The organism is Prochlorococcus marinus str. NATL2A (genome assembly GCF_000012465.1).
Classification (GTDB): Bacteria; Cyanobacteriota; Cyanobacteriia; order PCC-6307; family Cyanobiaceae; genus Prochlorococcus_B; species Prochlorococcus_B marinus_B.
On record NC_007335.2, the window covers coordinates 890527 to 909631 of the forward strand.

At 30.9% G+C, this 19105-nt stretch carries 27 protein-coding genes and 1 tRNA gene; 18 read left to right on the forward strand and 10 right to left on the reverse strand.

What is annotated here, in order from left to right:
- Positions 1 to 59 precede the first annotated feature (59 nt).
- On the forward strand, positions 60 to 617 hold the full coding sequence (locus tag PMN2A_RS04665) for a bifunctional adenosylcobinamide kinase/adenosylcobinamide-phosphate guanylyltransferase (RefSeq protein WP_011293879.1): 558 nt from the start codon (positions 60 to 62) through the stop codon (positions 615 to 617).
- Positions 614 to 1114, forward strand: coding sequence for a tRNA (cytidine(34)-2'-O)-methyltransferase (locus PMN2A_RS04670; protein WP_011293880.1), 501 nt, complete (start codon positions 614 to 616; stop codon positions 1112 to 1114). Before PMN2A_RS04665 ends, PMN2A_RS04670 begins: the two co-directional genes overlap by 4 nt.
- A gap of 7 nt (positions 1115 to 1121) precedes the next feature.
- On the opposite strand, the gene PMN2A_RS04675 is transcribed toward PMN2A_RS04670, so the two are convergent.
- Positions 1122 to 1307 (reverse strand): hypothetical protein, encoded by a 186-nt coding sequence (locus PMN2A_RS04675; RefSeq protein WP_011295182.1) that lies wholly within the window; start codon positions 1305 to 1307, stop codon positions 1122 to 1124.
- A gap of 244 nt (positions 1308 to 1551) precedes the next feature.
- Here PMN2A_RS04675 and PMN2A_RS04680 point away from each other — a divergent pair, with 244 nt between their 5' ends.
- Positions 1552 to 1731: a hypothetical protein gene (locus PMN2A_RS04680; protein ID WP_011294977.1), complete on the forward strand. Its 180-nt coding sequence runs from the start codon at positions 1552 to 1554 to the stop codon at positions 1729 to 1731.
- A 4-nt stretch (positions 1732 to 1735) separates the two neighbouring features.
- On the opposite strand, the gene PMN2A_RS04685 is transcribed toward PMN2A_RS04680, so the two are convergent.
- Positions 1736 to 1942, reverse strand: coding sequence for a hypothetical protein (locus tag PMN2A_RS04685; RefSeq protein ID WP_011294991.1), 207 nt, complete (start codon positions 1940 to 1942; stop codon positions 1736 to 1738).
- 328 nt (positions 1943 to 2270) lie between these two features.
- Here PMN2A_RS04685 and PMN2A_RS04690 point away from each other — a divergent pair, with 328 nt between their 5' ends.
- Complete coding sequence (locus PMN2A_RS04690) at positions 2271 to 2486, forward strand: hypothetical protein (protein WP_011295200.1); 216 nt, start codon at positions 2271 to 2273, stop codon at positions 2484 to 2486.
- A 315-nt stretch (positions 2487 to 2801) separates the two neighbouring features.
- On the opposite strand, the gene PMN2A_RS10985 is transcribed toward PMN2A_RS04690, so the two are convergent.
- The 3 genes from PMN2A_RS10985 to PMN2A_RS10475 form a co-directional block, all read right to left on the reverse strand.
- Positions 2802 to 2936: a hypothetical protein gene (locus PMN2A_RS10985; RefSeq protein ID WP_263892592.1), complete on the reverse strand. Its 135-nt coding sequence runs from the start codon at positions 2934 to 2936 to the stop codon at positions 2802 to 2804.
- A gap of 615 nt (positions 2937 to 3551) precedes the next feature.
- On the reverse strand, positions 3552 to 3806 hold the full coding sequence (locus PMN2A_RS04700) for a hypothetical protein (protein ID WP_011293882.1): 255 nt from the start codon (positions 3804 to 3806) through the stop codon (positions 3552 to 3554).
- A 782-nt stretch (positions 3807 to 4588) separates the two neighbouring features.
- Positions 4589 to 4744, reverse strand: coding sequence for a hypothetical protein (locus tag PMN2A_RS10475; RefSeq protein WP_011295121.1), 156 nt, complete (start codon positions 4742 to 4744; stop codon positions 4589 to 4591).
- A gap of 654 nt (positions 4745 to 5398) precedes the next feature.
- Between PMN2A_RS10475 and PMN2A_RS10480 the strand changes: the two genes are divergently transcribed.
- From PMN2A_RS10480 to PMN2A_RS04715, 5 genes are all read left to right on the forward strand, one after another.
- A complete protein-coding gene (locus tag PMN2A_RS10480; RefSeq protein ID WP_187146472.1) occupies positions 5399 to 5584 on the forward strand; it encodes a hypothetical protein in 186 nt (61 codons plus the stop codon).
- A complete protein-coding gene (locus tag PMN2A_RS04705; protein ID WP_011293883.1) occupies positions 5529 to 5735 on the forward strand; it encodes a hypothetical protein in 207 nt (68 codons plus the stop codon). The genes PMN2A_RS10480 and PMN2A_RS04705 overlap by 56 nt, the downstream gene beginning before the upstream one ends.
- Positions 5736 to 5750: 15 nt before the next feature.
- Positions 5751 to 5894 carry a hypothetical protein gene (locus PMN2A_RS10485; RefSeq protein WP_011294997.1) on the forward strand — a complete coding sequence of 48 codons (144 nt, stop codon included), beginning with the start codon at positions 5751 to 5753 and terminating at the stop codon, positions 5892 to 5894.
- A 139-nt stretch (positions 5895 to 6033) separates the two neighbouring features.
- On the forward strand, positions 6034 to 6576 hold the full coding sequence (locus PMN2A_RS04710; protein ID WP_011293884.1) for a pyridoxamine 5'-phosphate oxidase family protein: 543 nt from the start codon (positions 6034 to 6036) through the stop codon (positions 6574 to 6576).
- An 821-nt stretch (positions 6577 to 7397) separates the two neighbouring features.
- Positions 7398 to 7471, forward strand: a tRNA-Met gene (locus tag PMN2A_RS04715).
- Between the two features lie 128 nt (positions 7472 to 7599).
- Here the strand turns inward: PMN2A_RS04715 and PMN2A_RS04720 are convergent.
- The gene (locus PMN2A_RS04720) at positions 7600 to 8010 is read right to left on the reverse strand and encodes a hypothetical protein (protein WP_011293885.1); all 411 of its coding nucleotides are present in this window, start codon (positions 8008 to 8010) and stop codon (positions 7600 to 7602) included.
- 124 nt (positions 8011 to 8134) lie between these two features.
- Between PMN2A_RS04720 and PMN2A_RS04725 the strand changes: the two genes are divergently transcribed.
- On the forward strand, positions 8135 to 8731 hold the full coding sequence (locus PMN2A_RS04725; RefSeq protein WP_011293886.1) for a peroxiredoxin: 597 nt from the start codon (positions 8135 to 8137) through the stop codon (positions 8729 to 8731).
- 20 nt (positions 8732 to 8751) lie between these two features.
- Here PMN2A_RS04725 and ftsH read toward each other — a convergent pair whose 3' ends face one another.
- Positions 8752 to 10479, reverse strand: coding sequence for an ATP-dependent zinc metalloprotease FtsH (ftsH, locus tag PMN2A_RS04730; protein ID WP_011293887.1), 1728 nt, complete (start codon positions 10477 to 10479; stop codon positions 8752 to 8754).
- A gap of 172 nt (positions 10480 to 10651) precedes the next feature.
- On the opposite strand from ftsH, the gene rpmF reads away from it, so the two are divergent.
- Complete coding sequence (rpmF, locus tag PMN2A_RS04735) at positions 10652 to 10831, forward strand: 50S ribosomal protein L32 (protein ID WP_011293888.1); 180 nt, start codon at positions 10652 to 10654, stop codon at positions 10829 to 10831.
- Positions 10832 to 10837: 6 nt separating this feature from the next.
- On the opposite strand, the gene PMN2A_RS04740 is transcribed toward rpmF, so the two are convergent.
- Together PMN2A_RS04740 and PMN2A_RS04745 are read right to left on the reverse strand one after the other, a co-directional pair.
- Positions 10838 to 11158, reverse strand: coding sequence for a DUF565 domain-containing protein (locus PMN2A_RS04740; protein ID WP_011293889.1), 321 nt, complete (start codon positions 11156 to 11158; stop codon positions 10838 to 10840).
- 1 nt (position 11159) lies between these two features.
- Positions 11160 to 11906: an HAD-IA family hydrolase gene (locus PMN2A_RS04745; RefSeq protein WP_011293890.1), complete on the reverse strand. Its 747-nt coding sequence runs from the start codon at positions 11904 to 11906 to the stop codon at positions 11160 to 11162.
- A gap of 61 nt (positions 11907 to 11967) precedes the next feature.
- Here PMN2A_RS04745 and recJ point away from each other — a divergent pair, with 61 nt between their 5' ends.
- On the forward strand, positions 11968 to 13857 hold the full coding sequence (gene recJ / locus PMN2A_RS04750; protein ID WP_144043266.1) for a single-stranded-DNA-specific exonuclease RecJ: 1890 nt from the start codon (positions 11968 to 11970) through the stop codon (positions 13855 to 13857).
- A 2-nt stretch (positions 13858 to 13859) separates the two neighbouring features.
- On the opposite strand, the gene psb30 is transcribed toward recJ, so the two are convergent.
- Positions 13860 to 13943, reverse strand: a complete 84-nt coding sequence (gene psb30, locus PMN2A_RS11090; protein WP_071813363.1) for a photosystem II reaction center protein Ycf12/Psb30 — start codon at positions 13941 to 13943, stop codon at positions 13860 to 13862.
- A gap of 281 nt (positions 13944 to 14224) precedes the next feature.
- Here psb30 and PMN2A_RS04755 point away from each other — a divergent pair, with 281 nt between their 5' ends.
- The 6 genes from PMN2A_RS04755 (at position 14225) to PMN2A_RS04780 (ending at position 19053) form a co-directional block, all read left to right on the forward strand.
- On the forward strand, positions 14225 to 14572 hold the full coding sequence (locus PMN2A_RS04755) for a TMEM165/GDT1 family protein (RefSeq protein WP_011293892.1): 348 nt from the start codon (positions 14225 to 14227) through the stop codon (positions 14570 to 14572).
- A 16-nt stretch (positions 14573 to 14588) separates the two neighbouring features.
- On the forward strand, positions 14589 to 14885 hold the full coding sequence (locus tag PMN2A_RS04760; protein WP_011293893.1) for a TMEM165/GDT1 family protein: 297 nt from the start codon (positions 14589 to 14591) through the stop codon (positions 14883 to 14885).
- Between the two features lie 82 nt (positions 14886 to 14967).
- Positions 14968 to 17265 carry an RNB domain-containing ribonuclease gene (locus PMN2A_RS04765; RefSeq protein ID WP_011293894.1) on the forward strand — a complete coding sequence of 766 codons (2298 nt, stop codon included), beginning with the start codon at positions 14968 to 14970 and terminating at the stop codon, positions 17263 to 17265.
- Positions 17266 to 17874 (forward strand): flavin prenyltransferase UbiX, encoded by a 609-nt coding sequence (locus PMN2A_RS04770; protein ID WP_011293895.1) that lies wholly within the window; start codon positions 17266 to 17268, stop codon positions 17872 to 17874.
- The gene (locus PMN2A_RS04775) at positions 17871 to 18428 is read left to right on the forward strand and encodes a hypothetical protein (protein WP_011293896.1); all 558 of its coding nucleotides are present in this window, start codon (positions 17871 to 17873) and stop codon (positions 18426 to 18428) included. The genes PMN2A_RS04770 and PMN2A_RS04775 overlap by 4 nt, the downstream gene beginning before the upstream one ends.
- Before the next feature lie 73 nt (positions 18429 to 18501).
- Positions 18502 to 19053 carry a DUF2996 domain-containing protein gene (locus PMN2A_RS04780; RefSeq protein ID WP_011293897.1) on the forward strand — a complete coding sequence of 184 codons (552 nt, stop codon included), beginning with the start codon at positions 18502 to 18504 and terminating at the stop codon, positions 19051 to 19053.
- The last annotated feature ends 52 nt before the right edge of the window (positions 19054 to 19105 follow it).

Consider the following 19105-nt stretch of genomic DNA (forward strand, 5'->3'; position numbering starts at 1 on the left):
TGGCTTTATCGATATAATATAAAAAAACACTATTAATAGATAATCCAATTGCTCAACATATGATTACACCATTAGAAAAAAACTATAAAGGACTTATATCAATTACAGGACCGACAAGAAGTGGAAAAAGTCAATTGGCAGAATTTTTAATCAAGAAACAACAATCCGTCACTTATATAGCAACATCAAAACCAAGACCAAATGATCCAGATTGGCAACAAAGGATTGACCTCCACAAGAAGAGAAGACCTGATCGATGGAAGTTAATTGAGCATCCTAAGGATATCTGCAAAGCAATTGAATCGATCAGTAAAAATGGATCAATATTAATAGATTCAATAGGTGGCTTAGTAGAGCATCACCTAGGAGATGACGATACTCAATGGGAAATATTCCAAGATAAATTACTTAATTGTTTTACAGATGATAATTTGCTAATTGTTTTTGTTTCAGAGGAGGTTGGTTGGGGAATTGTTCCTGCAACACCAATAGGCCATTTATTTCGTGAACGTCATAGCACGTTAACCTCATTGCTTAGCTGTCGTTCAAAAAAAAGGTTGCTTGCTATCAATGGGATTGCAATTGATTTAGATCAAATTGGCGACCTCATACCATGAATTCATTTAATCGTACAAGACCTCGTGTCGCATTATTTGAACCAAGAATTCCACAAAATACTGGAACAATTGGTAGAACATGCTTAGCCTTTAATATGTCATTAGATATTATTAAGCCAACTGGGTTTAGCTTCGAAGATAAATATTTAAAAAGAGCAGGTTTAGATTATTGGCCTCACGTAGATGTACATTTATATGAATCGTTTGAACAATATAAAAATTCATTTAAAAACTCAAGAATTATAGCTCTTACAAAAAAAAGTAATAATTTAATTTCAAATATTATTTATAAAGATACAGATATACTATTATTTGGACGAGAGGATACAGGTTTGCCCGAAAGCATAATTAATAAGTGTGAAATTGTTGCAGGAATACCTATGCCAGGAGGTGAGAATCAATTAAAGACAGGAGGAGTTAGAAGTTTGAATTTATCCGTTGCAAGTGGGATAGTTTGTTATTCTGCATGTTTACAATTAAACTTATTAAGCAAGTAGAAAGTCATTATCCAAGATAATTACAATATAAAACCCCATCATTTATTACATTATCATCATCAACCTCTAACCATTCTTTGTATTCATCATACAGAGCTTCCCTGTTTTCACCATTCAAATTATTCAATCGTTTAAGTGATGCGTTTAGCATCACTTCTACTGCGTTTAAAGCTCCAGATTGCCTAGCAGACATAGAATAAATGAAGATTTAAATTAAATATTAGATCATGTAATACTTTTTTTCAGTTTCATTTATTACAGAATTCAGAATTTGACTAGTTTACGTAAAAAAATTTCTAAATAATTGAACAAATTTTGATTAATGTAGATGTATACATATAATGAGATTCATTTCATAGAGGTTTTAACTTATACGGGATTTACTAATTAACAGATGCTAGTAGAGATAATAGTATAAATTTAACTCATTAATTTAGATGTCTAACACAAACATTCTAGGAAGTTGTGAAGTCACAATTAACTCTGCACTTAAGAGAATTTCTCAACTCGAAGGCAAAGACAAACAAGCTCTAAAGAGTGAGTTTAAAGAGTGGATAAATGCAATTGAAAGTATAGAAAAAAACTATGATGTTCTTTACATAAATAAAATCATTTGATCATTTATGCACGAGGATGTAAATCTGGATATCTACTGTTTTCGTCTTTTATTCTATTTGGATTTTCACGATCTGAACTTCTGGCAGCGTTAAAAATAACTAAAAAAGGTATGAATATTGCGAAGAAATAAAAATGCAAGAGGACTAAATCCCATGGAGCACCTGTACTTCCGTAATCTGGAAAAAACAAAGCGGTAGCAAAAGGAAGCATTTTGATCCAATTTCTGATATCAACATAGCCAGATTCGCTATCAAGCGTGGGTTACTTTTTTGACCAGGACTTAATTAAAAGCTGCAACTCTCTTATGCGTTTCTCTGCTGCTTCAATCTTTTCTGACTTCATTTTAGAATCTCAAATAAGCAGAACATATCCAAATGAACTGTACTGCGCGGTGTTAATAACCGTAAGAGAGTGATTAAATCCTAATAATTAAACTAAATATTTGCTGTATGTAATAAGTTCAAACAACATACTAAAGCTTTGCACAAAAATAATTAACGAACTATATTAAAATCGTAAATATTTAATTCTATAAAGGATGAAGTACATAACAGAGAGCATAAAAAATATAAAAAACCTTTTACCCTATTTACTGTTAATAGCTATATATTTCTTTTTTGTTAATCTTGAGGCACGGAAGGATAACGAAACTATCAGAATAAACGAGAATGAAGTTAAGTTGATAGAAGAAAAATCAAGCGAAAAAAATAAACAACAAAGAATAAAAATCCCAGTTATTCCATATAAACAATAAATTAATACCTAATATTTATTTTAGAAGTCCTTGCTTTAAATAAATTGGCTTGTCTTTGAGCAGCCCTATCTAGCTGTTTTTTAATTTCTAAGCAGTGCTCGCAGTTGCATGTCATTTTAGAAAATAAATAAAGAAGGTTTTAAGTGAGAAGGTAAATAAATGAAAAGCGAAAATGATTGAGAAGTTTAAAACTAACTAATTTTATGATAAATTTAACAAGAAATTAGAAAATTTCAAGTTGATTTTTTGAATAAAAGTAAAGTCTGATATTAGCTTTGTATGTGATTTAGTTGAATCTAATCCTTAGAGAATGATTTAGTGATCATTGGAACCACGTTCGGCATCAATCGACTTCTCATAATAAAGGTCGAGAGTTGAGTTTAGTTCAGCTAATAAATATGTTATGCGTTCGTCCTTTTGATTTAAATCTTCTTGATTGATTAGTTTCATATTTATATGAGTAAGTAAGGTACTCAGGAATGATTGGAATTAATTTGAAGTACATGATTAGATAAAGCTTCAGATATAATCTGACTTTAAATAACCAGTGTTTTGAAATATTTAGTTAATTATTGGGGATTGAGAACTGAAGTGTGAATAAAGCTTGTTCGGTTTACAACCAGTCGGATTCTTCAGGATTACCAAATTTTAATAATGAATGTTTATATTTTTAAAAACTCCATTACCAATATTTATAAGTGATCTAAAATTAAAAATCTATCAGATGTCAATGAAAAGAAAATTATTTAACATCGATAAAAACACTCCATTTTCACTTATAGGTCTGGAAAAAAGAGCTGCACTTGCTATTCAGAACCATTTTCGATTGAGCAATTATCAAATGCTAGTACTAAGTTGGATAAAGGGTCTATGGACAGGTATTTTGCTTTCTCTAGTGGTTCATTATTTTATAAGTCATTAAACTCATGGATTTTTGCCATTTAATTAAAAATACTAATATATTTCCTTATAAAAAGTTCAACATCTTGGCAGGTTATAAAGTAGGTTTTCTATAGGAATTAATTCGATGTTCTATTTTTAAAAAGAAGATTATAAATCTTACTTTTATTCAGATGTTAACTGAACTTCCTTTCCCAAAATATTATCGTCTGTATTATCTAAATCATGAATCTCAAAATCATCTGTTAAAAATGTTTTTTTTGATTCAGCTGATTGGCTTTCTAAGGTTGTAAGATATGTTTTACCTATTTTTCTTTTATTTGTATAATACATACCTTGAATATAATTTTTATTTTCGGTAAATCTCATCAAAAATAATTTTAGATTTGAATAAGTGAAATTTTTAAAATTCTTAAACATAAAAAAACTGATATATATTTATTATGGCTAAGCTAATTATTTAAACTGAATGAGATTAGTAGTGCATTCCGAACTTTTTTGTCTTTCTATACTGTATTTATAAACTACGATAAAATTAAAAAAGCTACAAATCGGTAAATGTTCACGCATATAACGATCATTTTTAAATTAACATACTACTTTTATTTGATAGGTAGCAAAAAATACAAATTACCTTATAAGAAATTAATTTTAACTTCTTATGGTTTGTAAAGACATTAATCAAATATTAATATCCTAAATATTGCTTGATAATTGGTGTGGTATGAGTCATGTTCAATTTAAATAACAACAAGTAAAAATGATATATAACTCACTCTACTAGTCAATAATTGAGAGTAGATAATACCGAACAGTGAAAACACGCATTTATATGTATCTGTTCTTATAGTTGTAAGAACATGATAGAAACAGTTTTTAAAAATCAAGTCTTAATGACTTTTGTAATTGCAAGTATTTGGATAATCCCAGGTATACTATTCACATTTGCAACGAATCGCAAATACAAAAATCGACAAATTGAAAGGCAGATTAAAAAGGTAGCTAAATTATATCCTCAGCAATGATTTAAATGTATCGTAATCCAGCAAATTCTTAGTTGCTTTAAGATTTATTTTTTATTTTTTTCGTTATTATTTACTGGACGAACAGGCTTAGGTAGAAGCATAAGAGAAAAATGTAGCTAATCTTTTTTAACCATGATCGATATAGGAGTCTGCATTTAATGATACGATTTTCTATTTTTAGCTTTTAGTTGTCTTTTCTATAACTTTTTGGAGTTCAGCTCTTGAAAGAGTAGCTTCAATTTGAGCCAAAACTTGCTGTAGTTCGGCAGTTTTATTCAATGACGTCTCAGCCATAGATCTAAGCTTTTGAAGTTCTTTAGAGGCAGTTTTCATAGATAAAATGAAAAGATTGATTTTTTCCTAGAGAAAGTACAGATAATTAGCGAAAAAATTAATAGTGACAACACACGAACAAATTTGCCCTAGATTTTCATGATGTCAATAGATTTGATTGTGAACTGTTAATAAATCAATGGGTGTATGAATTTTCTATTAAGTTTTTTATTTATATCTATATTTCTGTTTTAAAAAATATAAGGAATATATAACCTTTTACTTAAATTGATTTATTGAGCATAAAAAAAAGAACAAAGGTATTCATTGATACCTATGTTCTTTTAATAACAAACAATAAAATAATAATTAAGAATTAATTAATTAAATAATGATCTTAGCTAGCTGTCTTTACCTTTCTTTTCAGCATCAACAGGTCTAACTGGCTTAGGCAATAGCATGATAAAAATCCAATCTATATACTTATTTATAGGTGGTTTTCAAAATACGTAAATAAGAATTTAAAGTTTGAAACTTCTTGACATAAGCCTACCTCCTTTTTAAGGACTTCTCAGTCACCTTTTGCGTTTCCTTTCTTGAGAGCGTTGCCTCCAATCTCGCTAGCGCTTGTTGTAGTTGAGCAGTTTTATCTGTTGATCCCTCAGCTTTAGAGAGTAGCTTCTGAATTTCTTGTGATGTATTTATCATAACTGAATGAAAATAGCAGTTGAGTCTGCATGTTTGATTAAAATAAAGAAACCAAGACAGTCATTTGCCTACGAAAAGCTAGGATTTAGAGGATCATTAAAGATTCCATTAATGATTCTTAATGGAGAGAATATCTATGACAGAAGATTGGAAGCCAGTAGATTCTCAAGTCTTAGTAGACGCATGGGATGAAATTAAGGACTGTGCTGAAGGTATACAAAAAGATTTAGCTTGCCCAGACGAGACTATTTCAAAAATGCTGCGGTCAGTCGCTGAAACATTTGATAACACTGTCGAAGATATTCTTGATAAGGCTGAAGAGGATTGGGAAGAAGATAAATAGATGTATTATTGACATATGAATCCAGATTTCTTTCAATCTCCTGACCCTCTAACTCATATGGGCCAATGGAAAACGATAATTGGCTTGTTCATAGTTTTATTTGCAACTTTTGTAGGAGTCGAAATTAGGATTGGTAATGAAGATGAAGAGACAAAATAAAAGTTAATGTCTCAGTATAATATTTGGCCTTAACAATATATTTAAAGCTTAAATATAAATTTGATTTTTAAAATGTACTAAATACAATAATTCTATTTTAATATTCATATATTCATAGATTTAAATTTAAATAAATCCTATGCCACCATGGTTAACTCAACTTAGCTCAGTTCAGAGAAAAGAATCAAAATTAGACTCTTCAAGATGGCTTCAACTAGCCACAATTGGAATAGATAATAATCCCAGAGTAAGAACAGTGGTTTTTAGAGGATGGAGTAAATCCTATGAAATGGAAATATATACTGACAAAAGAAGTCAAAAATATCATGAATTAAATTTGAACAATAACGTAGAAATATGCTGGCTTTTTTCAAGATCAAAATGTCAATTCAGGTTTAGAGGAACTTCAACAATTGAATTAGATAAATACAACCTTCTACATTGGGAAAAACTAAGTGAACAATCTAGATTAATGTGGAGTTGGCCAACTCCAGGTAATCAATTTAATCTAGAAAAAACTAATGATTTTTCTGTCAAATCAATTAAAGAGTTATCAAATAATTTCACTGTATTAAAGATTAAAATCAACCATGTTGACCAATTGCTTATTCGTAAACCTGTTCATAAAAGAAGAAGGTGGATTCGTGCTAATGACTGGAAAGAAGAAAGTATAAACCCTTAAATAATTGAGGATGACGAAGCTTACTGTTGGGGAAGCTTCATTATGTTCCGATCACCCTCTGTGTATAAATAGCAATGTTTTTATATAATGGCAAGTTCATTTGTAAATCAATTTTCAAGAGAGAAGTTGAAATGGAGGTTAATAAAATTTATATTTTATTCCTATGTTTTAAAAAAAGAGTCTTTTGGTATGAGATTCTTTTCCCCCCAGGCTTTGTGCTTTCTGTCTAAGTCAGATATTGAATTACACTGAGCCTTTAATTTCAAAAGATAGGAAACTTTCGAGATTTTGGTATGTGAAATCTTAATGGGGTAATCCACCAAAGACTGGTATGCATTTAAATAATCACTACTCATTAAGTTGATAAGTCCTGTATATTTTCTATTTTTATACAGCAGTGAATCAACTTAAAATCTTTTAATTATCTCTTAGTCTTTGCTTTACAAGGTTAAGGACAGACATAAGTTTTTCTACTTAACTGAATTTATTAAACCTAAGACCACAAACCTACATTTATAATTAGCAAGATTATGTATTTACTTGCTTGAAAATTCTTATCAGTACTTATCCATGGAATCAAGAGTCATTAGCTTCTGGTGAAAAAGAGTGGTATTCATTACCAATATTAATACAGTAGAACATTGAAAGCTTTATTCATAGACTTCAAAAAAAAATATAGATCTCAAGATTTCTTCCGAAGAAGACCTTCCTGAATTATCATGTTGTATGTGTACCTTTCTGTCTCAGTTTTGATAGATGTTATTCACGAAAAACTTCTTGAATAACATCAGCGAAAGCTGGAATTTATTTGGTATTAGTTAGTCAGTGTAGCTCAGCCGGTTAGAGCACAGCATTCATAACGCTGAGGTCGAGAGTTCAAGTCTCTCCACTGACATTAGTTCATAGGATCAAAGCATATATAAGTATTAGTGATAGTTTAATTAACTCGTATACATTCAAATAGTTGGTTAAATGTATTATTTATTCAAATTGATAAAATTAAATATTTTTATAAGGTAGATATTATTTCATATCTATATTATCAAGACGCTCTTTGAAAGATTTAAAGGAAGAGTCTTGGTTTGATTTCGAAGAATCAGATAAAATGCTTTCATTTTGTTGAACTATATTATTATTTGTCGTTTGGTTATATATAGAAAAATTTTTGGCATTATTAAAACTCACAGTTGATTGATTACTATTGACTTTAGAACTTTGATTAGAACTATTAGTGTAGGAACTATTTTGTATTGCTGGTATATTTGCTTTATTTTTATTGCTAATAGTTTCCTTAGTCGGAATAGAAGTTGTATTTTTCTTTTTATTTAGAGGATATTTTTTAACTTCATTTCTCAACTGATTTAAAAGTTTATAATGATTTGAGGAACTAAATTTTTTAATAAGTGATGGGTCCCAACTTACTGATTCTTTCATTTTTTGAGATTATGCTTGCTTAGATAGAAAGAGTAAGTCTCTTTGATCTTTACATGATAAATTATAAAGAGGAAAAGGGGAAGTTCTCTACTCTCCAAACCATTCAAAATACGAAACAAATTCCATGACGACAAATGAGTGCCTAAGGGTAGGAATGCAAGCACCAGATTTTGCTACAACAGCAGTAGTAGATCAAGAATTTAAGGACATAACACTTTCTCAGTACAGAGGAAAGTATGTTGTTCTATTTTTCTATCCATTAGACTTCACGTTTGTTTGCCCTACTGAAATCACGGCCTTCAGCGACAGATATAGCGATTTCAGTAGCAAAAACACAGAAGTTTTAGGTGTTTCGGTTGATAGTAAATTTACACATCTTGCTTGGATTCAAACACCAAGGAATGAGGGAGGAATTGGTGACATTAACTATCCACTAGTATCTGATTTAAAACGTGAAATTTGCCAATCTTATAATGTTTTAAATGAGGATGGAGAAGCTGATAGAGGTTTGTTTATAATTAATCCAAGCGGAATAATTATGCACTCAACAATAAATAAAGCACCTGTTGGCCGAAATATAGACGAAACTCTAAGAGTATTACAGGCATATCAATACGTTGAATCTCACCCTGATGAAGTATGTCCAGCAGGATGGACTCCTGGTGACAAAACCATGAAAGAAGATCCTAAAGGAAGCAAGGAATACTTCTCTGCATTATAAAAATTATAGATATTATTTACTTAGTTGCTAGATAAGTAAGAATTAAGTGAATCAATTACAAAATCAGATTCAAGAGTTTCCTTAACTATTAATTCATCAACAAGATTATCCATTAAGGAAACTTTATCTGAAAGAAGAAATATTGCATGATTAACAGCCTTATTTGCTATTGAAATAATTTGCTTATCAATTTCCCTGCTTGTCCTCTGAGAATATTCTTTTTTATTCTTCATAAGATCCTTTCCAAGAAAAATTGTATCTTTTTCTGAATCATAAGTAATAGGTCCAAGATCTGAGAATCCAAATTTAGTAACCATTTGATTTGCCCAAAAATATACATTTTCTAGTTCCTTTTGTGATCCTTGTGTAACTTCCTTAGAGCCAAAAATAATCATTTCAGCAGCCCTAGAACCAAGTGAAATAACAATTTTGTTATAAATGTAGTTACGTGTAAAAAGTCCGCTGTCAATGGTCTCTTCATCTGGTGTGAAATAAGTCATTCCAGAAATATTTCCGAGAGACTTAAATAAAGAGATTTTTTCTAATTTATCTTGGGTCGGAATCAATAAAGCAACAAGGGTTTTACCAATAATCTGATAAGCAATTTGTCTTTTTTTTGTCTGATCTGAAAGTGGCTTAGACAGTATTCCAAATCGTGTTTTTTCAAGTGCATTTTCTAGTTCAACACTGCTTATGACTGACTTATTATTTCTAGCAGCATAGATTGCAGCCTCATTCATTAGGTTTTGTAAATCTGCACCTGAGTAGCCAGGCGTCTTAGTTGCCCAGTCTTTCAGATTCACTGAATCACATAAAGGTTTTGTCCTTGCGTGAACGGACAAAATTTTGTGTCTAGCTTCTCGATCAGGAAGGGATATGTCAATACGACGGTCAAATCTACCAGGCCTAGTTAATGCTCGGTCAAGAATATCGGGTCTATTCGTAGCTGCAATAACTATGACTCCATTATTTGCTTCGAATCCATCCATCTCGGTTAAGAGCTGGTTAAGTGTTTGCTCTCTCTCATCGTTGCCTCCTCCTATTCCAGCTCCCCTTTGTCGTCCAATAGAGTCAATTTCATCTATGAAGACTATGCAAGGAGCCTTTGATTTAGCACTTTTAAATAAATCACGGACACGTCCAGCTCCAACACCTACGAACATTTCAACAAATTCCGATGCAGAAATAGAAAAGAAAGGAACATCAGCTTCTCCTGCAATTGAGCGAGCTAGTAATGTCTTACCGGTTCCAGGTGGACCCACTAATAAAACTCCCTTCGGCGTTTTAGCTCCGAGGTCTTTTAATGTCTGTGGATTCTTTAAAAAGATTACTATTTCCTTTAATTCGTCTGATTCTTGATTTAATCCAGCCACATCATCGAATGTGTATTTTCTAATATCATCTTCATTTACTTGAGAAGAACGACCAGAAAAACTTTGCAGATTGTTTAATAACTTGGATGATCTTCTAATTAAAAATACAAGAGAGAAAACAAAAATCAAAGTGAGGCCAAAACCTGTTATGTAGTTTGCTAATCTCTGGTCTGATCTAATATCTCTTACAGTAAGAGGAACATTATATTCCTCAGATATTCGAAGAATTTTCTGATCATTATAAAATATAGGTATTAATTTTTTCTCTCCATTTATTAATTCAACAATGACCTCTCTTCTATTTGGAATTAAAATAATTGAAATAATTTCACCACTTTCAATATCCCTCAATAATTGACTATAACTTTTACTCATTTTATAATTAAATCAATTAATTCAAATGAATTTATATACTAACTATAGTAAAAATGATAGCGAACTTGAATTTATATAGAAAAAGAGACAAGAAGTTAGTATTTCCTTAAGTTTTTTTTGTTAAATTGGAGCTTGACGTTATAAAATATAATGTCTGTAATTGTTGAGAAAAATGGCGGTACCCAAGAAAAAAACCTCTAAGGGGAAGAGAAATCAAAGACACGCCACATGGAAAGGTAAGGCTGCTGTAGCAGCAGAAAAGGCATTATCAATTGGAAAATCAGTACTTACTGGAAGAGCTCAGGGATTTGTTTATCCAATGAATGAGACTTCAGAAGAAGAAGCTGATTAAGGATAATTAAGAACCAAGCTTATAGGCTTCAAGAATCAGAGCATATGTAGAACCAATTCGGATATTATTTATTATCATTACGGGAATGGTCAATTTAGGTATTAGATATGATCGGATTACCAACTCCATAATTAATAATATTATAATTGCCAAAAATATTGTATTAACAGATTTATCTAGTAAAAAAGAAAGAAAACTATTGGTAAAATAAAAACCAAATAGTAATGAAAGAACTAATAAACTCCTCTTACTCCATGAATCAGAGATAATTGGATTAATAATGAAAATCAGTGAATCTATAAATTCTCTGAATTTAGTTTTCTGCATTTTAATTTATAATATTTGTCAAATAATCAAAATCCACATGATTACTAATTAGCTTTTTACCATAAATTAGACTAGATGGATTATCAAAATTACCAAGGCTATTTAAACATGCATTAGCGTTTTTAGAAATATTTTGCTTAGAACTATTCCACGGAGGCAAAATCAAAAGGCAATTAAGATTAGCTGCCTTAGCAGATTCAACGCCAATCTTAGAGTCCTCAATAGCTATGCAATTAAATTGTGATTGCTTACTTAATTTAAGCGCTAGCTTATATGCATCAGGGAAGGGCTTGTGCCTACTTACATCTTCGTATGTAATAAAACCGGAAAAATAATTTAAATGCGAACTCAATGAGGTTTTTAGAAAAGGATCAAGGGAATCTTTACCACTGGTCGTAACAATAAATTGTTCTATATCAGAGTTGTAAAGTTCATTAATAAGCCTCAGAACTCCCTCTCTTACTTTAATTTTCCCAGATTGAATTAAATTCTTGTAATGAATACGCTTTAAGGCTTGAATTTCGGAACATTGACTTTCAGTAAGGTCACTGTCGATATTGTTTCGATAGTGGATTATGCGGTTAAAACCTCCCGATATTTTTAGAAGATCCAAATATTGGCTCTCATTCCAGTTCCAATCCAAACCAAAATCCTTAAAGGCCAAATTAAAAGCGACTCTATGCCCACACAATTCTGTATCGGCAATTGTTCCATCCACATCCCAAAAGACTGCTTTTAACTTATGCATGATTTTTCAGTATAAAACAAATATAATTCTGATTAATAAGTAATCAATCTAGGATAAGCTTTTGGAAACAGATAATGGCCTGATGAATCGATGGATATTACCTAAGCCAATAAATGAAGCTGAGATAACTAATATAAATTTAAATCACACTCTTCAAGCCGTCTTAATTAGGAGAGGGATCGATCTAAATAATGAATTTGATGAATATATAACACCATCAGACCTTCCAAATCCCGAAGAACATTTCGATGAATTATCTAAAGCGACTCAAAGAATAATTAAGGCTTGCTTACAAAAAGAAAATATTGCAATATGTGGTGATTATGACGCGGATGGTATAACAAGTACAGTGCTTTTAGTTGAATTATTGTCAATACTTGGAGCAATAGTTAAGCCGTTTATACCTTCAAGACAGGATGAGGGTTATGGCCTTAATGAAAACATGATAAATAATATAAATAATCAAGGAATTAAGCTTGTAATTACAGTTGATAATGGCATATCTGCATTTGCCGCAATCAAGAAATCTGTTGATCTTGGGATTGATTTAATTATCACAGACCACCATAAAATACCTGATAAGAAATTAAATATTTTTTCGCTTATACATCCAGAAAAAACTCCTATTAATTCACCTTATAAATATTTGGCAGGTGTAGGTATTGCATACCTACTAGCAAAGAATATATGTGAGAAGATTGATTATGATATAAACATTTCTACGGCTAATATATTCTTTTGTATTGGCACTATTGCGGACATGGCTCCCCTTAAAGGTGCCAATAGAAAATGGCTTAAAGAGTGTTTACCAAAAATAAATTCAACAACTAACAAAGGGATTAAATCTATTATGAAGAAGCTATCAATTCATAATGTTGATATAACATCAGATGATATTGGGTTTAAGATAGCTCCTTTAATAAATGCTGTCGGTAGAATTGGTGACCCCAACCTTATCATTGATCTCTTTACAAATAAATCAAATGATTCAGTTGTTAAACTCACAAATGATTGTTTTAATATGAATCGGGAAAGAAAAAGATTAACGTCCTTAGTTGAACAAGAAGCTTTAGAAATAGCAGTAAGTGAATATAGATGTGATAGAAAATTTCTAGTATTAACTAAGAGAGAATGGCACCCTGGAATAATAGGAATAGTTGCGGCTAGAATAGCTGAAAAGTTTAATTTACCAACTGCTTTACTTGCACAAGCAAATGATGGGAACTTCAGAGGATCTATAAGATCAAACAATAAATTAATGGTAAACCAGGCCTTAGCTGAATGCGATGATCTTTTAATAGCGCATGGAGGCCACTCAGCCGCTGCAGGGTTTTCAATTAAAAGCGAAAATATTGACAAGCTTAGAGAAAAGCTAAATCAAATAGCTAATCGAGAATTTAAAGATATTAATTTATATAAGTCAATAACTCCTGATGCATTTATTAGTTTTGATCAAATTAATTATAATTTTTATAGAGAATTAACTTTAATAGGTCCATTTGGAATAATGAATCCTACACCGATTTTCTGGGCAAGAAAGTGCAAAATCCTAGATATCTATAAACTAAAGGGTGATCACCTAAAAATGACTCTTAATGACGGAACTTCGACAATAGAGGCAATTAAATGGAATGGATCTATTGAATTAAAAAAACAAGATTTAATTGATATCGCTTTCTATATTGAAATAAATAGATGGAAAAAATTAAATACACTTCAATTAAATATTTTAGATATTAAACATCATAAAGATATAGTTAGTTTACAATTGCACAATCGTATGTATAAATGCCAATTAATGGACACTAAAAATATATTAATCACTAACTCAAAAGGCCAGTCTTTTAGTTCAGACTTATCAATATCATCTGAGAATTTAAATGTAGATCAGAAAGTATTTGCAAAAAAAATTCTTACTTTCGCAAAGATTGCACTAGGCAAGGCTGCTTAGCTTTATACACCTCTTCTATAGAAGATCAAAGCAATTATTGCTGGTCCTGCAAGAAAGACTGCTACTAAGGGCAATAGGTTTCCCATGATTTTAAGAAATTTTTACCATCTTACTAAACAACTGGCAATCCCAGCCATTATTTAAAAAATTTTGATGTTCAATGATTTCATGCTGATTTTATAGACCTCGTCTAAATAGCTTGAAAGCAGATGTTAGGCGCATGAAATGATTTTAATATAGATAACCTGAATAAGGATCCATTCGTATAAAATCAGGTATTTTCAATTTTAACTTGTTCATCTATAGTATATAAGATATATATTTTTTGTATAAACATAAAAAGTAGAAAATCTCTTAATTGGAATTAATGGGTAAACCTAATTCGAATTCTAAAATAGAAGAGGGTGATTCAAAGGATTCCAGTCCTTTTTTTAGCATATTAATTACATCTTTTAGTACAATTTTTTTAGCTGAGTTAGGAGACAAGACCCAACTTGCAACATTAATTATTTCTGCACAGTCTGGTAGACCGCTAATTGTTTTCATTGGTGCTTCACTAGCACTTATTTCTACCAGCCTGTTAGGAGTCCTAATAGGTAGATGGATAGCTAATAACCTCCCAAGGCAAAAGTTTACTGTGGTTTCGGGAATAGTTATGTTAAGTTTAGGAATATACCTAGTAACACAAGGCTTTATTGGTTTTATACAAAATTAGAACTTGAACTAATTTAATGATTCTTACGCTTCTCTTTACAACTTTTGTTACTGTATTTCTTGCTGAAATGGGCGACAAAACTCAATTAACAACTATAACTCTAAGTAGTACAACTAATAAACCATTAGCAGTATTTATTGGCTCGTCATTAGCTCTCATATCAGCTACTCTTTTAGGAGCTTTGGCCGGTGGGTCTATTTCTAATCTAATTCCTGCCTTTTTACTCAAACTACTTTCAGGAATAGTATTCTTAGTAATTGGTATTAACCTATTATTACAGAGCAAAACAGAAGCTTCTAATGATAGCTTCTAAACTAAACTTATTTTCGAAATATTTAGTCTTTTATTTTTAAAGACTTACTCCAATGAAATTAAATTAATCCCCGACTTTTATTATGACATCAGTTCTAAAAATACTAGAAAGTCTTGATTGTGTGGATGGATTAGAAGTTTCAAAACTTGAGAGATCCTTAAAAATCACAAAAAAAATTGATAAAGATAATTTAAACGTAGCTATTAAAGCTCTTACAAAACTAGGAATAGTACAAACTATTATTGACGATAAACTGACGATAAACAATGATAGAGATTTTTTGCGAGGTAGGGTGCGTTGTAGTAGTAAAGGCTATTGTTTTGTTGTTAGAGAAGATCAAGGTGAAGATATTTACATAAGAGAGGGTAATTTAAATAATGCCTGGCATGGCGATTCTGTAATTGTATTAATAACTAAGCAAGGAGTAAGGAGGAGAGCACCTGAAGGGAAAATACAATGTGTTTTAAAAAGATATAATGAAACTCTGCTGGCAAAAGTTGAACCTGACAAGTCCACTGGAGAATTAAAGGCCTACCCTTTAGATGACAGAATACCAGCAACAATTGAACTTGAAGATGAGATAGAAACTAATAAGAAATATCCTGATAAAGATTTAATTCATGAAATAAAGATAACTAAATATCCAATTGCTCAATTTAATGCTAAGGGTTCAATTGTTAGAGAATTATCTATTAATTCAGGAGTGGAGGGAGATATTGAATTATTACTTTCTAAGAATTATATATCTAAGAGTTTGGTAGCACCTAAAGTTGCTCCCAAGAAGATTTCCTCAAAAGGAAGATCAGATTTAACTGCTCAACCTTCTTTATTATTTGAAAGTTGGGAATCTACTAATTCACCTTCTCTTCCTGGATTATATGCGCAACCCTATGAAGGGGGTAATAGAATATGGGTTCATGCGCCTACGATCTCTGAAAGAATCAATTTAGGCGGGAAGCTAGACAGATATCTTAGAGATAAAGGAGAAGTAATTTGCCTAGGTAACAACTGGCTAGAGTTTCTTAATGAATCACTTAGATCAGCATCTCAATTTAAAATCAATAAGGAATGCGAAGCTATTTCATTGATGATAGATATTAATGCCGATGGCAATATAACTGATTGGAAATTCACACTCAGTATTATTAAGCCTGTGAAAATCATTACCCCAAAACACCTTATAGCTATCAACAACAGAAAGGCTACATCTAAGTCAGTTCCTATAGCCCTTAAAGGTATTAAAGACAATCTAGAAGTCCTTTATACTCTTTTACATTCAGCTAAAATAATAAATAATATGAACAATATTTCTATTAAATTAGATGAGTATATTCCTAAATTAGAGAGATTAAGTGAATTGTCAAAAACATTTCCTGGCAGGGACTTTAACGGGTGGTCTAAAACTTACGATTGTTGCGATCCACAATCTCTAATAGATATTTATATAAGACTTTCAAATAATATTCTTTCAAAACATTTAATAGGCTATAGATTACCATTTATTTATAAAGAGCACGAAGAAATTGATCAATCATCTATTAACGAATTAACTAAATCAGCATTGGCATTAGATAAAAAAATAACCGTTAATGCTGATGGAACAATAACATCTAGTGAATTAATAAAGTCATTCGAATCAAGTACTGAAAAGAAAATACTTCAAAAGCTTGTTAAACATATAATTCCTGGTGTTAATTTAAAACTCTACGAGATAAATACACCTGAAGACATTTCGTATTTAAATTATGATGCAGCACAAACTAATATTGAATCTCCATGGTGTTGCCCATCTTTAAACTACTGGAATATATTTAATCAGTTTATATTAACTTTACTTTTATCTGAAGGTAAAAATAAACCTACAAGCCGAAGTAAACAGACTGTCGAATTAGGAAAAAATGATAGCTGGAGAGAAGTTGATTGGGAAATATTTCCATCTAAGCTTAAAGAAATTATTGCTAGTCATTCAAATTTAAGATTAATTAATAATCTAAATGAAATTAGAAAAAAATCTAAATCATTTAGAAACAACATCATTTCAATTGCTCAGGGTAGAGAGGCGCAGAAAATTATAGGTAAAGAAGTAACAGCTATTATAACTGGTGTACAAAGCTATGGTTTTTTTGCTGAGATAGATGACTTAACTGCTGAAGGCTTAGTCCATGTAAGTACTTTGGGTGACGATTGGTACGAATATAGATCTAGGCAAAACCTTTTAGTAGGTAGAAAAAGCAAAAAAACATATCAACTTTCACAAAAAATCAATGTCAGAGTTTTAAAAGTTGACATTCTAAAAAATCAAATTGACTTGGAGCTTGTAAACGATACAGAAACAGAAACAATAAATACTATTAATGTTGAATCTGATAATGATGATTAAATGAAGAGTATTGTGATTGCAATTACTGGTGCTTCGGCTATGCAAATAGCAGAGCGTTCAATCCAGGTATTGCTAGAGAATGATCAATCAGTAGATTTAATCCTCAGCAAAGGTTCATATGAAGTAGCCAAAAGTGAACGTGGTATTAATATTCCAGTCGAACCAAATACCCAAGAAAAATTTTGGAGAAAAAAGCTTGAAGTTCAATCCGGTAAATTAACTTGTTATAGATGGAATGATCATTCAGCATCAATTGCAAGTGGCAGTCATAAGACAAAGGGCATGGTAATTGTTCCTTGTTCAATGGGAACCTTGGGAAGGATAGCCTCTGGCTTTTCCTTAGATTTAATAGAAAGATGTGCCGATGTTCACTTAAAAGAAAATAGGCGACTAATTATATCTCCAAGGGAGTCACCTTTAAGCTTGATCCACATAGAAAATATGAAACGACTTGCTATTGCTGGGGCTTCAATTGTACCCCCAATTCCAGCTTGGTATACAAACCCACGAACTATCGAAGATATTATAGATTTTATTGTGGTTAGATTATTTGATTCTCTTGGAGAGGATTTAAATTATATTAAAAGATGGAATGGTCCGATTAAATGAAGCTTAGTTATTTACTTAAAGCTACGCCATTCTTATCTACATTAGTATTAATAATTTTTCTAAGTATAAGTAATCAAAAGGAATATACAAAAATAAAAATATTAATCTGGAGTACACCCTCACTTACTTTAGGAAATTATCTTGCAATATCAACAGGAACAGGTTTTATTCTCTCATACTTAATAACAACAAAACTCGGAAAAATAATTCAAACATCACAAGGACAAGTTCTAGAATTTAAAGAAGAAGCTAAATATGAAGAGAGTCCTGACTACAAAGAAGCTCTAAAGAATACCAATCATTCTTACGATAATACTTTAATAGAGAGAGATATTAAAGACCCTTCACCAACAATTAATGCAAGTTTTAGAGTAATAGGAAGAACAGAAAGAAGTAGTTTTACTTATAAAACATCTAATAATGATGAAGCTGAATATGAAGGCGCTTTCGAATTTGATGATGATTTGGATGAACAATTTGTTAAAAATGAAACGATCAATCAACCAAACTCAATTATGAGTGACTGGGATGATGAAACTTATTCAGCATGGTAAACGAAGAACAAATCAATATATTTAATCAAGAATATCTTTGCAACCATCTTTATTAATTTGCTAATATAAAAATATGGAAAATCAAAATCCCTCAAACGAAATAGATTCAAGTAAAAAAGTAACTAGGTCTCAATCAGATTCTTTAGATAAGAATGAACCTGCTTTTGAAGGTAAAAAAGATTTAAATACTTTAGACAAACCAGAGAAATCCTCCTTATTAAATAGTAATGCGCCCGCTATCCCTAAAAAACCAGTAAAACCACCCAAGCTAGAGGATAAACCTTTTAAAGAGTTTATAAGTAACTTTCTAATTCCTGGATTAAAGGCATCTATCGAAGATAAAGGAACAGTTGTGTGTGAGATAAAATTAATAGAAGGTCAAAGACCAGTTGTAGGAGGAAATTGCTGGATGGTTTTTTGTGAATTATCTGAGCAAAAAAAATTCTGGCTTTGTTTTAGCAAAGATATAATAACTTCAGATAAGACTATATTATTAGCTGAGTCAAATTCAGATCCAAGCATTGTTGAATCATTTCTAATTGACGAAAAGAAGACCACATTACCTTTACTAATTTCTCGAGTTCTACAAAGATTAAATGGTCAAAAATGGATCGGTGCTAATTAAATAGATATTATTAAATTATTAACTAGAATTCCTTCTTTATTAATTAGTTTTT